Genomic DNA, 12,549 nt, shown 5'->3' with positions numbered 1-12,549 from the left:
CCGAGCCCCCGGCGCCCGGAATCCGGCGGGCCTGCGGCCCCGTGAACGGCCTCGGCCGGCGCGGACGCGGCGGTCCGGCCGCTCCCTCGGCGATGGCACTATCGCCACATGGTGCTACTGTCGATATCACCATGTTGCTCAAGCTGGACCTCACCGACAACCGCCCCCTGCACGAGCAGGTCGCGGGTGCGATCCGGCGCGCGATCGCCGAGGGCGAGTGCGCGCCGGGCGACCGACTGCCGCCCGCCCGGGAGCTCTCCCGCGCGCTCGGCGTCAACGCCAACACCGTCCTGCGGGGCCTGCGGTCCCTCCGGGACGAGGGAGTGCTGGAGTTCCGCCGGGGGCGCGGCGTGACCGTCGCCGGCGGCGCCGGCCAGCGCGCCGAACTGGCCCGGCAGGCGGCCGAACTGGTCGCCGAAGCGGCCCGCCTGGGGTACAGCCGGGCCGATCTCGTCGAACTGATCAGGAGGCTGCCGTGAGCAGTGGGGGGAACCGGAATCGTGGAGCGCGCTGGAGCGCGGCGGCCTGGGTGGCCGGCGTCCTGGCGGCGCTGGTCGCCCTGCCGGTGAGTGCCGCCGGGCGGCTGCCCGAGCGGGTGGCCACCCACTGGGGCGACGGCGGGCACCCGGACGGCTCGCTGCCCCGCTGGGCCGTCCCGCTCTTCCCCGCCCTGATCTGGGCGGTCCTGGTGCTGGTCCTCGCCCTGCTGACCCGGCGCACGACCCCGCCGGCGCGCCCCTGGTTCGGCGCGACGCTGCTCTTCACCGGCGTCCTGCTGACCGGCGCCCAGGCCGCCATCGTGCACGCCAACCTGGACCGCGCCGACTGGGCCGAGGCCGACGGGGTCGGCGCCGCGGTCGCCCTGACCCTGGGCGCGGCCCTGCTCGCCGGTCTGCTGGGCCTGCTCGTCGGCCGGCGCGGTACGACGGCCGCCGCGGCCCCGGCCGGCGGACCGGTGCTCGACGTCCCCGTGGGAGAGCGGTTCGTCTGGCTCTCCTGGACGACCAACCCCTGGCTCCAGCTGACCGCCGCCGTGTTCGGTCTGGCCGCGGCGGCCGGGGCGATCGCCGCGGCCGGCGGGCTCATCGACGCCCCCTGGGCGGCGATCGCCCCGCTGGCCCTCGCCGCCGCGGCGGTGCTCGGCTGCTCCTCCGTCCAGGCCCGGGTGACGCCCGAGGGCCTGGAGGTGGCCTTCGGCCCGGCGGGCTGGCCAGTCCGGCGCTGGCCGGTCCAGGACATCGAGTCGGCCCGCGTCGAACAGCGGACGCCCGCCCAGGTCGGCGGCTGGGGCTACCGGCTGAGCGGGCTGGGCACCACCGTGATGCTCCGGCGCGGCGAGTGCCTGGTCGTCCACCCGCGCACGGGCGCGGAGTTCGCGGTCAGCGTCGACGACGCCGAGCGCGGAGCCGCCCTGCTCAACACCCTCGCGGCGCAGCGGGCCGACAGGTGACCACGCCCGGCCGGCCCCGAAGGAACCGCGTGCCCGGCAGGAATGCGCCCGGCCCACCGGTGGTTGACGCTTCGACAGGCCGATGATCAAGGCCTGACCAAGTGCGCGACCCCGGGGGAACCAATGCCGAGCAGTACCACCGTCCATGGCAGCGTGGCGCCGGGATTCGAGGGGGTGCGCGCGGAGTTCGCCGCCGTCGTGGCCACCGATCCGGGCCACGGCGGCGCCCAGCTGGCCGCCCACCTGGACGGCCGCCGGGTGGTGGACCTCTGGACGGGCGAGGGCATGGCGGGTGACTCGCTGCTCTCCCTCTACTCCTCGGCGAAGGGCGCCGCCCATCTGGTGGTGGCGCTGCTGGTGCAGCGGGGCGTGCTCGGCCTGGACGAGGAAGTGGCCCGTCACTGGCCGGAGTTCGCGGCGGAGGGCAAGGCCGGGATCACCCTGCGGGAGGTACTGGAGCACCGGGCCGGACTGATCGGTGTCGACGGCGGCTTCACCGTCGAGGAGTTGGCGGACGACCGGCGGATCGCCGCCCGGCTGGCCCGTCAGAAGCCCTACTGGGAGCCCGGGACGGCCTACGGCTACCACGCCTTCGTCATCGCCGCGCTCACCGGCGAGGTGGTCCGCCGCCGCACCGGCCGGTCCATCCAGGAGCTCTACGAGGAGGAGGTCCGGGCGCCGTACGGGCTCGACTTCCACTTCGGCCTGCCGGCCGGTCTGGAGCCGCGCCACCTGCCGGTGCTGGCCGCCCGCCCCACGCCGGAGCAGCGCGCGGCGGCCGGCGGGCCGCCCGCTCCGGACAGCCTCACCGGGATCGCCTTCAACCTGAACGCCGACCCGCCCACCGACCTGGTGGAGTTCGCCGGCACCCCCGCGGTCCGCGCCCTCGGCCCGGCCTCCGCCGGCGGGGTGGGCAGCGCCCGCGGGCTGGCGGCGATGTACGCGGCGGCCGCCTTCGGGCTCGACGGCCGGCCGCCGCTGCTGACGGCGGAGACGATCGCCGAGTTCGGCCCGGTCCGGACGACCGGCGTCGACCTGGTCACCGGTGAGCGCGACCACTTCGGCCTCGGCTTCGAGGCGCAGGGGTCGCGCTACCCCTTCCTGGGGCCGGACGCCTTCGGGCACAGCGGCGCGGTGGGCGCCCAGTCGTTCGCCGATCCTCGCAGCGGAGTGGCGTACGGCTACACCCGCCGCAGGTTCAGCACCGAAGGCGGTGGTGCGCCGGAGAACCACGCGCTGGCCGCGGCCGTCCTCCGCGCCGCCGCGGCGGTGCGCTGAGGACGGGTGCCCGGCGGGCCTGCGCGACCGGCCGGGCACCCGCCGCCGTCACTGGTCCGAGTAGCTGAGGTCCCCCAGGGTCCAGCTGCTGACGTCGTCGATCGCGATGCGGTACATCCCGCCGGTGTGCGGGAGGCCGAAGCTGCCCTGCAGGATCTTGGCGAGGTGCAGGTGCAGGTGGGTCACCGGGGCGTCGGCGTCCGTCACCGCATCGGCGAACAGCGGCGCGAAGGGTTTGAGGTGGTCGGACGCCTCCAGGACTTCGGCGACTCGTTCCCGCCAGACAGTCTCGGCGGCGAGCCGCCCGGTAATGACTGCGCCGGGGACGACCACGGTGATCGGCATCTGATTACTGCCCGTCGACTCCACCATCGCGGTGATACTGATGAGCAACGGATCCGGGTTCGGCATACCGCCAGGCTAACGGACCGGACCCGGCGGAGTCAGGGTCCCGGGCCCGCCGGCTTCGCTCCGGCCGGTCCCGGCGCCGCCTGTCGGCCGCGGGCGCCCACGGCCGCCCGGCCCGCCCACGGGAACGCCGAAGGGCCTGCACCGTGCGCGAAGCGCAGTGCAGGCCCGTGCTGTTCGGCCGGGGCCGCTCAGCGGTGCGTACTACAGGGGGCGAATGTTCTCCGCCTGCGGGCCCTTCTGGCCCTGCGTGACGTCGAACTCGACCTTCTGGCCCTCGAGCAGCTCACGGAAGCCCTGGGCGTTGATGTTCGAGTAGTGGGCGAAGACGTCCGGGCCGCCACCCTCCTGCTCGATGAAGCCGAAGCCCTTCTCCGCGTTGAACCACTTCACAGTGCCATTAGCCATAAAAATTCTCCTTGAAAGGGCAAATCCGGAGCTTCGCACCTCGCGAAGTCCCGCGTCGCCGCGATGAGGCCCACCCGAGGAAAATCCGGGGAAAACAAAAATGCGCCAGCGGTTACAACCGGCAGGCGCACACAGAGTTCATGGGAACCAAAACTGCAACTGACGTCGACTCTAGCAGGTGCGGGCGCGAAACGGGGTCCTTTTCCGGCCACGTCCGCGGTGTGGCATCCGGCACCGTCCGGCCCGGCCGCGCGCGGGCGCTTCCGAACGCGGGCGCCGCCCGCCCCGGGAGGCGGGCGGCGCCCCTGGACGGGCCCCCGGGCTCAGCCCAGCGGCTTGTCGAGCACCGCCTTGGTGTGGCTGAACGTCGCCAGCGAGTACTCGCCGTGGTAGTTGCCCATGCCGCTCTCCCCGACGCCGCCGAAGGGCAGTTCGGGCACGGCCAGATGGGACACCGGAAGGCCGAAGACCAGGGCGCCGGAGGAGGTCTCCTCGGCGAGCCGGCGCTTGGTCGTCTCCGACTCCGTGAAGGCGTAGAGCGCGAGCGGCTTCTCCCGCGCGGTGATGAAGGCGATCGCCGCGTCGAGATCGGCCACCTCCAGCACCGGCAGCACCGGGCCGAAGATCTCCTCGCGCATCACCGGGGCGTCCGGATCCACGTCGGCCAGCACGGTGGGCTCGATGAAGCGGGTGGCCCGGTCGTGGCCGCCGCCGGTGACCACGCGGCCGTCGCCGAGCAGCGCGGCCAGGCGGTCGAAGTGGCGGGTGTTGACGATCCGGCCGTACTCGGGATCAGCCGCCGGGTCCTCGCCGTAGAGCGCGCGGACGGCCTCGGCCAGGTGCCCGGCCAGCGCGGGGCCGGTGCCGCCCACGGCGAGGACGTAGTCGGGGGCCACGCAGGTCTGGCCGGCGTTGAGGAACTTGCCGGCGGCCAGCCGCCGGGCGGTGACCTCCAGGTCGGTGTCCGGGTCGACCACCACCGGGCTCTTGCCGCCGAGTTCCAGGGTCACCGGGGTCAGGTGGCGAGCGGCGGCGGTCATCACGATCCGGCCGACCGCGCCGTTGCCGGTGTAGAAGATGTGGTCGAACCGCTGCTCCAGCAGGGCGGTGGTCTCCGGGACGGCGCCCTCGACGACGGCGACGGCCTCCGGGTCGAGGTAGCGCGGGAGCAGCCGGGCCAGCGCGGCGGAGGTGGCGGGGGCCAGCTCGCTGGGCTTCACGAGGACGGCGTTGCCGGCCGCCAGCGCGCCCACCACCGGGGCCAGGGCGAGCTGGAGCGGGTAGTTCCAGGGCGCGATCACCAGCACCACGCCGAGCGGCTCCCGGACCACCCGGGCGGTGGCCGGGCGGAACGCCTCGGGGACGTCGGCCGGCCGCGGGCTCAGCCACTCATCCAGGTGCCGGACGGTGTGGTCGAGCTCGTTGAGGGTGAAGGCGATCTCCGTGCGGTACGCCTCGGCGGGTCCCTTGCCGAGGTCGGCGTGGAGCGCCGTGAGGAAATCCTCGCTCCGCTCGGTGAGCAGCGCGCGCAGGGCGCCCAGCTGCTCCCGGCGCCAGGCGACCGGGCGGGTCCGGCCGCTCGCGAAGGCGGCGCGCAGCCCGGCGACGACGGTGGCGGGATCGGATTCGGTGATGGCCTTCATGAGAGTACTCCCGACAGGAAATTTTGAAGCGCTTGATAGTTGACAACATCAAGCTTCTGTCGACAGTAGGCCGAGATGGTTGGCAAAGTCAATCATCTCCGGGACCGGCGCGGCCGCCCGGGCGCGCGACGCACCCGGGCGGCCGGTTCCGTGCGGCCGGGCGGCCGCTACTCGACCGTCACGCTCTTCGCCAGGTTGCGCGGCTTGTCGACGTCGCGCTTCAGGGCCACCGCGGCGTAGTAGGCCAGCAGCTGGAGCGGGATGTTGAGGAGCAGCGGGTCCAGCTCCGGCTCGCTCTTGGGCACCAGGATGCAGTGGTCCGCGAGCTTGGCCTCGGGCCGGCGGTGGGCGACGGCCAGCACGCGACCGGAGCGGGCCTTGATCTCACCGAGGGTGGTGAGGTTCTTGTCGAGCAGCTCGTCGTCCGGGACCAGCGCGACGGTCGGCAGCTCGGGGCTGATCAGCGCGAGCGGGCCGTGCTTCAGCTCACTGGCGGGGTAGGCCTCGGCGTGGACGTAGGAGATCTCCTTGAGCTTCTGCGCACCCTCGCGGGCCACCGGGAAGCCGCGGACCCGGCCGATGAACATCATGCCTTCGGACTCGGCGTACGCGGCCGCGAGCTCGGCGATCTCCTCGCCCTGCGCGAGGATCTCCCGGATCTGGTCCGGCAGCGCCTTCAGCCCGGCCACGATCCGGCGGCCGTCGGCGGGCGAGAGGTCGTGGATGCGGCCGAAGTGCAGGGCGAGCAGCGCGAAGGCGACCACCGTCGAGGTGAAGGCCTTGGTGGAGGCGACCGAGATCTCCGGTCCGGCGTGCAGGTAGATGCCGCCGTCGCACTCGCGCGCGATGGCGCTGCCGACGGTGTTGACCACGCCGAGCACCCGCCCGCCCTTGCGCTTGATCTCCTGGACGGCGGCGAGCGTGTCGTACGTCTCGCCGGACTGGCTGACCGCCACGTACAGGGTGTCCGCCTCGATCACCGGGTTGCGGTAGCGGAACTCCGAGGCCGGCTCGCTGTGGGCGGGGATCCGGGACAGCTCCTCGATCAGCTGGGCGCCCATCTCGCCGGCGTAGTAGGCGGAGCCGCAGCCGAGGATCTTGACCCGGCGGATCTCGCGCAGCTCGCGGGCGTCCAGGTTGAGACCGCCGAGGTGGGCGGTGGCGAAGCGCTCGTCGAGCCGGCCGCTGAGGGTGCGCTCCACCGAGCCGGGCTGCTCGTGGATCTCCTTGAGCAGGAAGTGCTCGTAGCCGCCGGTGTCGTAGGAGTCGATTTCCCAGTCGACGGTGGACGGCTGGCGGTGGGTGGTGCGGGCGTCCTCGGTGAAGGTGCGGAAGCCGTCGGCGCGGACGGTGGCCAGCTCGCCGTCCTCCAGGTGGACGACCTGGCGGGTGTAGCGGACGAGGGCGGAGACGTCGGAGGCGGCGAACATCTCCTTCTCGCCGATGCCGAGCACGATCGGGCTGCCGTTGCGGGCGACCACGATCCGGTCGGGCTGCTCCGCGTCAAGCACGGCGATGCCGTAGGTGCCGACCACCTTGCCGAGCGCGGCGCGCACCGCGTCCTCCAGCTCCGCGCCCTCGGCGGCGTGCGCGGCGATCAGGTGGGCGAGCACCTCGGTGTCGGTCTCGGAGCGGAACACCGCGCCGTCGGCGGTCAGCTTGGCCCGCAGCTCGTCGGCGTTCTCGATGATGCCGTTGTGGACGACGGCGATGCGCTCGGCGTTGTCCAGGTGCGGGTGGGCGTTGGCGTCGCTGGGCACGCCGTGGGTCGCCCAGCGGGTGTGCCCGATGCCGGTGGTGCCCTTGAACCGGGCCGGCACGGCGGCGGCGAGGTCGGCGACCCGGCCCTTGACCTTGCGGAGCTTGAGGCCGCCGGTGCGGCCGGTGACGGCCACGCCGGCCGAGTCGTAGCCGCGGTACTCCAGCCGGGCCAGGCCCTCCAGGAGGAAGGGGGTCGCGTCCTTGGGGCCGATGTAGGCCACGATTCCGCACATCTGGGTGGACTCCTTGAACGGGGAGGGCGAGGGGCGACGGCGGTCAGCCGTAGACGATCCGGCGCAGCTGGCGGGCCGAGAGCCCGGGCGCCGCGACGCGCCGGGCGGGCAGCTCCTCGGCCAGCCGGGCGAAGATCTTCTCGTTGGTCAGGCCGCGTGCCTGCAGCTCGCCGTGGCGGCGGCGGACGTACTCCTCGGTCGTCTCGGAGAAGTACGCCAGCACCTCCGCCACCACCCGCGCCGCCTCGCGGGGCCCGAGCGGGCTGGTCCGGGTGAGGTGGGCGAGCAGGTCTTCGTGAGGGTGCGAGGAGCCGGGTGAGCTGGACACGAATCGGGAGCCTAGGCCGGACCGAGCCGCGAGATCAAAGATCCTGCCCGATTCCGGGCAGACCTTGCGACATTCGGAGCAGGCGGGGCGCCCGAAGCCCCTTCCGGCCCTCGGGTGGCGGCGCGCCACCCCGACCGGCGCCGGCTCGCCACCCGGCCGACACACCCTTGTAGCGACACCACTACGCCCCGTAGCGTGATACTCCGCATACGCATCGGAGATGCGTAGCGGAAGACCGGAGGCTTGCTGATGTGCGGGATCACCGGATGGGTCGACTTCGAGCGCGACCTCACCGCCCAGCGTCCAGTGCTGGACGCGATGACGCGGACCCAGCTCTGCCGCGGCCCGGACGCCGGCGGCGCCCACCTGGAGCGGCACGCCGCGCTCGGCCACCGCCGCCTCGCCGTGATCGACATCGAGGGCGGCACCCAGCCCATGACCGTCGAGCACGACGGCCGCGTACTGGCCGCCCTCACCTACAGCGGCGAGGTCTACAACCACCGCGAGCTGCGCGCCGAGCTGGAGGCGGCCGGCCACCGGTTCCGCACCCGCAGCGACACCGAGGTGGTGCTGCACGCCTACCTGGAGTGGGGCGAGGGCCTGGCCGAGCGGCTGAACGGCATGTTCGCCTTCGCCGTCTGGGACTCCCGCCGCCAGGAGCTGCTGCTGGTCCGCGACCGGATGGGCGTCAAGCCGCTGCACTACTTCCGGACGCCGCACGGCGTGGTCTTCGGCTCCGAGGCCAAGGCCGTGCTGGCGCACCCGGACGTCCGGGCGGTGGTCGACCTGGACGGGCTGCGCGAGATGCTCGCCGTCAGCCGGACCCCCGGCCGCACCGTCTACCGGGGGATCGCCGAGGTGCGGCCCGGCCACGTCGTCCGGGTGCGCAGCCAGGGCGTCACGACCCGGCGGTACTGGGCGCTGGAGGCCCGCGAGCACACCCACAACCTGGAGACCACCGTCGCCACCGTCCGCGCCCTGCTGGAGGACATCGTCCACCGCCAGCTGGAGGCGGACGTCCCGCTCTGCTCGCTGCTCTCCGGCGGGCTCGACTCCAGCGCCGTCACCGCCATCGCCGCCCGGGCGCTGCGGACGGCCGGAGCCGGCCCGGTGCGCTCCTTCGCGGTCGACTTCACCGGCCAGAGCGAGAGCTTCCGGGCCGACGCCGTCCGGTCCACCCCGGACGGCCCGTACGCGCGGCTGCTGGCCGGGCACGTCGGCGCCGACCACCACGTCATCGAGCTGGACAGCGCCGCGCTCACCGACCCGGCGCAGCGCTCCGCCGTACTGCGGGCCCGGGACACCCCCGGCGGCTTCGGCGACATGGACGTCTCGCTGCTGCTGCTCTTCCGGGGCGTGCGCGAGAAGTCCACCGTGGCGCTGTCCGGCGAGTCCGCCGACGAGCTGTTCGGCGGCTACCGCTGGTACCACGACCCGAAGCTGGTCGCCGCCGACGACTTCCCGTGGGTGGACGCGGTCACCCAGCTCGGCGGAACCGGCGCCGGCCCCCGCGACCAGCTGCTGGACCGGGGGCTGGCCGAGAAGCTCGACGTGGCCGAGTACCGGCGGGCCCGCTACCGCGAGGCGCTGACCGAAGTCCCCCACCTGCCCGGCGCCGACCCGGTGGAACGCCGGATGCGCGAGATCTCCTACCTCAACCTCACCCGCTTCGTCTGCATCCTGCTGGACCGCAAGGACCGGATGAGCATGGCCAACGGCCTGGAGGTCCGGGTGCCGTTCTGCGACCACCGGCTGGTCCAGTACGTCTTCAACACCCCCTGGGCGATGAAGAGCTTCGACGGCCGGGAGAAGAGCCTGCTGCGGGCCGCCGTCCGCGACCTGCTGCCGGCCGAGATCGCCGACCGGGTGAAGAGCCCGTACCCCGTCGTCCAGGACCCGCACTACCCGGCGCTGCTGCGCGCCGAACTCGCCGAACTCGCCGCCGACCCGGGCGCCCCCGTGCTCGGCCTGCTGGACCGCCGGGCGCTCACCGACGCGCTCGCGCCGGACACCGACCCGCAGTCCGTCCGGCTCGGCGTCGACCTGGCGCTGGACCTCAACGCCTGGCTGACGGAGTACCAGGTCTCCCTGGAACTGTGAGCGGCCGTCACCTCCGGACGGCGGCGTGCCGGGTGCCCGCCGTCCGGGTGGTGACCGCCGGGCATCCCGCTTCGTTGACCGGGTGCGACGTGCGATAGCGTCGCCGACACCTCCCGAATGGCTGCCCAAAACGCGGATTCCCGCCCCCGTGGCGTCAGGATGGGGAGCGAACCGTCCGTCTCGATCCGCCGGGGGATCTCCGCCATGCAGCCGCGAGTCTTCGCGATTCTCACCGCCCTCCTGCTGGGAGTGCTGGGCCTCGGGTCGGTGGCCGTCACCGACTGGACCCCCGCGACGAGCACCTCGGCGACCGCCCCCGGCGCCGCCACCGCGGCCGGCTCCAACGCACCCCCCGTCGGCGGCGCCGCGACCGCCACCCCGACCGGTGACCCGGCGGTCTGGACCCGCTCGACGCTGCGCAACAAGATGATGGCCGAGATGCAGGCGAGCGACCCGGGGGTGGCGCTGGCGGACCTCGACCGGATCACCAAGCAGCTGCCGTACACCGTCCGGTTCTGCCACCCGATCGCGCACGAGCTCGGGCACGAGGCGGTCAAGCGGTACAACGCCGACTTCCAGAAGGTCATCTCCTTCCCCCACGAGACCTGCGCGGCCGGCTACCTGCACGGCGCGGTCGAGGAGATGCTGAACGCCTCCGCCCAGCCCGAGGTGGACCTGCTCAAGCTCTGCGCGCCCAAGAACACCGGCCCCTGCATCCACGGCGTCGGGCACGGCACGATGTTCGTCGCCAAGCAGGACGTGGCCAAGGCCCGCGACCTCTGCAACAAGTTCACCACCGACCAGAACCGGATCCGCTGCTCGGAGGGCCTGTTCATGCAGCTCTTCGGCCCGGACGAGGAGGACGAGAAGGCGAAGGCGAACCTGCCCGCCGACAAGCTCGCGCAGGACCCGCTCTACCCGTGCAAGGACCAGCCGGCCCTCTACCAGTCCGCCTGCTACTTCTACGCGCCGACCTTCTTCCTCTCCTCGCACGACTACCCGAACCACCCCGAGGTCTACGGCGAGGCGCTGAAGTGGTGCCTCAACGGCAAGGCGAGCGGCGGCGCGGTGGACTGCAGCCGGGGCGTCGGCTCGCGGACCATGAAGTACAACCTGGACCGCGAGGACTGGGCCGCCGAGCAGTGCGCGACCGCCGCCGACGGCTGGCAGCGCAAGGCCTGCGCCGAGGGCCTGGTCAGCTACTACACGGTCAACTACACCGACGGCGGCGCGGCCGGCCGGCTCTGCGCCAAGATCACGAACAAGGAGATGCAGGGCTACTGCCGCTCGGCGAGCGGGCTCTCCGCCTCCCTGGACTGACCCCCTCCCCCCAGGACCGGGCCCGCGCCGCACGGCGCGGGCCCGCTTTCGTAGGATCGGGCTGATCCGGGTGCGCCGAGGACGCCGCGCCACCAGGCCCCGTACCACCTGGAGCCCGCCGTGACCTCCGAGGACTTCCGCGCCGCCGCGCACGCCGCCGCCGACCTGGTCAGCGACTACCTCGCCGACCTGCCCGCGCGCCCGGTCTGGCAGCCGATGGACGACAGCGCCCGGCAGGCCCTGCTGGACGCGCCGCTGCCCGCGGCCGGCCGGCCGCTCACCGAGCTGCTCACCGCCATCGACGCGGAGGTGCTGCCGTACCCGATGGGCAACGGCAACCCGCGGTTCTTCGGCTGGGTGAACTCCGCCCCCGCGCCGGCCGGCGTGCTCGCCACCCTCGCCGCGTCCGCCATGAACCCCAGCTCGGCCGGCGGCGACCACGCCGACGTCCACCTGGAGCGGGCCGTGGTCCGCTGGATCGCCGAGCTGGTCGGCTTCCCCCACCCGGCCGGCGGCGGGCTGCTCACCTCGGGCACCTCGATGGCGACCATCGTCTGCCTCGCCGCCGCCCGCGACCGGGCCGCCCGCGCGGCCGGGTGGGACGTCCGCGAGGACGGCCTCGCCGGGCTGCCGCCGCTGGTCGGCTACGTCACCGGCGAGACGCACTCGTGCGTGCGCAAGGCCGCCGAGCTGCTCGGCCTGGGCAGCCGGCACCTGCGCACCGTCGCCACCGGCCCCGACGGCCGGCTCGACCCGGCCGTCCTGCGGGCCGCGATCGAGCGGGACCGGGCCGCCGGACTGCTGCCGTTCCTGGCGGTGGCCTCCGCCGGCACGGTCGGCACCGGCGCCGTGGACGCCTTCGGACCGATCGCCGACGTCTGCGCCGAGCAGCGCCTCTGGCTGCACGTGGACGGCGCGTACGGGGCCTTCGGCGTACTGGACCCGCTGATCGCCCACCGCTACGCCGGGCTGGAGCGGGCCGACTCACTCGCCCTCGACCCGCACAAGTGGCTCGGCGTCCCGGTGGACTGCGGCTGCGCGCTGGTGCGCGACACCGAGGAGCTGCGCGCCACCTTCAGCCTGGTGCCGCCCTACCTGCGCGACGAGGCCGCCGGGGCGCTCGGCTGGTTCTCCGAGTACGGCACCGAGCAGACCCGCCCCTTCCGCGCCCTCAAGGTCTGGGCCACCATCGCCCACCGGGGCCGCGACGGCATCGCCCGGGACATCGCCCGGTGCACCGCGCTGGCCCGCCACCTCGGGGAACTCGTCGAGGCGGACGACGAGTTGGAGCTGCTGGCCGAGGTGCAGACCTCGATCGTGGCGTTCCGTCACCGCGCCGCCGGCCTGGACGGCGCCGCGCTGGACGCGCTCAACCGGGAGCTGCCGACCGCGGTGCAGCGGCGCGGCCGGGTCTTCGTCACCGGCGCCCGGCTCGACGGCCACGAGATGCTGCGCGCCTGCCTGCTGAACGCCGCGACCACCGAGGCGGACCTCGCCCTGCTGCTCACCGAGGTGAAGTCGGCCGCGGCCGAACTGCTCGCCGGCGAGCAGCGGTAACCGAGGCCCGGAGACATTTACCGACAGGTCACGGGGGATTCGTGATCGCGAAACACCGGAGCG

General features: G+C 73.7%; 11 protein-coding genes. 6 read left to right on the top strand and 5 right to left on the bottom strand.

The features are described from left to right. Nucleotides 1-131 precede the first annotated feature (131 nt). From ACIF6L_RS29670 to ACIF6L_RS29660, 3 genes are all read left to right on the top strand, one after another. On the top strand, nt 132-479 hold the full coding sequence (locus ACIF6L_RS29670; protein WP_396490565.1) for a GntR family transcriptional regulator: 348 nt from the start codon (nt 132-134) through the stop codon (nt 477-479). Next, complete coding sequence (locus ACIF6L_RS29665; RefSeq protein WP_359838005.1) at nt 476-1,450, top strand: DUF1648 domain-containing protein; 975 nt, start codon at nt 476-478, stop codon at nt 1,448-1,450. Before ACIF6L_RS29670 ends, ACIF6L_RS29665 begins: the two co-directional genes overlap by 4 nt. Nucleotides 1,451-1,573: 123 nt before the next feature. Next, entirely contained in the window at nt 1,574-2,728 is a 1,155-nt protein-coding gene (locus ACIF6L_RS29660) for a serine hydrolase domain-containing protein (RefSeq protein ID WP_396490563.1), read from the top strand. A 48-nt stretch (nt 2,729-2,776) separates the two neighbouring features. On the opposite strand, the gene ACIF6L_RS29655 is transcribed toward ACIF6L_RS29660, so the two are convergent. From ACIF6L_RS29655 to ACIF6L_RS29635, 5 genes are all read right to left on the bottom strand, one after another. After that, nucleotides 2,777-3,139: a hypothetical protein gene (locus tag ACIF6L_RS29655; protein WP_329491017.1), complete on the bottom strand. Its 363-nt coding sequence runs from the start codon at nt 3,137-3,139 to the stop codon at nt 2,777-2,779. 201 nt (nt 3,140-3,340) lie between these two features. After that, nucleotides 3,341-3,544 (bottom strand): cold-shock protein, encoded by a 204-nt coding sequence (locus ACIF6L_RS29650; protein ID WP_042388274.1) that lies wholly within the window; start codon nt 3,542-3,544, stop codon nt 3,341-3,343. Between the two features lie 323 nt (nt 3,545-3,867). Continuing rightward, entirely contained in the window at nt 3,868-5,187 is a 1,320-nt protein-coding gene (locus ACIF6L_RS29645) for an aldehyde dehydrogenase family protein (protein WP_329491016.1), read from the bottom strand. Nucleotides 5,188-5,354: 167 nt separating this feature from the next. Then, nucleotides 5,355-7,181, bottom strand: coding sequence for a glutamine--fructose-6-phosphate transaminase (isomerizing) (glmS, locus tag ACIF6L_RS29640; protein WP_396490561.1), 1,827 nt, complete (start codon nt 7,179-7,181; stop codon nt 5,355-5,357). A 43-nt stretch (nt 7,182-7,224) separates the two neighbouring features. After that, nucleotides 7,225-7,509 carry a hypothetical protein gene (locus ACIF6L_RS29635; RefSeq protein ID WP_352294279.1) on the bottom strand — a complete coding sequence of 95 codons (285 nt, stop codon included), beginning with the start codon at nt 7,507-7,509 and terminating at the stop codon, nt 7,225-7,227. Between the two features lie 249 nt (nt 7,510-7,758). On the opposite strand from ACIF6L_RS29635, the gene asnB reads away from it, so the two are divergent. From asnB to ACIF6L_RS29620, 3 genes are all read left to right on the top strand, one after another. Further along, on the top strand, nt 7,759-9,609 hold the full coding sequence (gene asnB / locus ACIF6L_RS29630) for an asparagine synthase (glutamine-hydrolyzing) (RefSeq protein ID WP_396490559.1): 1,851 nt from the start codon (nt 7,759-7,761) through the stop codon (nt 9,607-9,609). Nucleotides 9,610-9,813: 204 nt separating this feature from the next. Then, nucleotides 9,814-10,929, top strand: coding sequence for a hypothetical protein (locus ACIF6L_RS29625; protein WP_329491012.1), 1,116 nt, complete (start codon nt 9,814-9,816; stop codon nt 10,927-10,929). A gap of 120 nt (nt 10,930-11,049) precedes the next feature. After that, entirely contained in the window at nt 11,050-12,486 is a 1,437-nt protein-coding gene (locus ACIF6L_RS29620) for a pyridoxal phosphate-dependent decarboxylase family protein (protein ID WP_396490557.1), read from the top strand. Nucleotides 12,487-12,549 lie beyond the last annotated feature (63 nt).

The organism is Kitasatospora sp. NPDC086009 (genome assembly GCF_044540385.1).
Taxonomy (GTDB): Bacteria; Actinomycetota; Actinomycetes; order Streptomycetales; family Streptomycetaceae; genus Kitasatospora.
This window is presented reverse-complemented; position numbering and strand designations above follow the sequence as displayed.

What these genes read in the sequence shown, in the direction of transcription:
- ACIF6L_RS29670 (WP_396490565.1), top strand. Translation starts at nt 132, where the DNA reads ATGTTGCTCAAGCTGGACCTCACCGACAACCGCCCCCTGCACGAGCAG.
- ACIF6L_RS29660 (WP_396490563.1), top strand. Translation starts at nt 1,574, where the DNA reads ATGCCGAGCAGTACCACCGTCCATGGCAGCGTGGCGCCGGGATTCGAG.
- ACIF6L_RS29655 (WP_329491017.1), bottom strand. Translation starts at nt 3,139, where the DNA reads ATGCCGAACCCGGATCCGTTGCTCATCAGTATCACCGCGATGGTGGAG.
- ACIF6L_RS29650 (WP_042388274.1), bottom strand. Translation starts at nt 3,544, where the DNA reads ATGGCTAATGGCACTGTGAAGTGGTTCAACGCGGAGAAGGGCTTCGGC.
- ACIF6L_RS29645 (WP_329491016.1), bottom strand. Translation starts at nt 5,187, where the DNA reads ATGAAGGCCATCACCGAATCCGATCCCGCCACCGTCGTCGCCGGGCTG.
- glmS (WP_396490561.1), bottom strand. Translation starts at nt 7,181, where the DNA reads ATGTGCGGAATCGTGGCCTACATCGGCCCCAAGGACGCGACCCCCTTC.
- asnB (WP_396490559.1), top strand. Translation starts at nt 7,759, where the DNA reads ATGTGCGGGATCACCGGATGGGTCGACTTCGAGCGCGACCTCACCGCC.
- ACIF6L_RS29625 (WP_329491012.1), top strand. Translation starts at nt 9,814, where the DNA reads ATGCAGCCGCGAGTCTTCGCGATTCTCACCGCCCTCCTGCTGGGAGTG.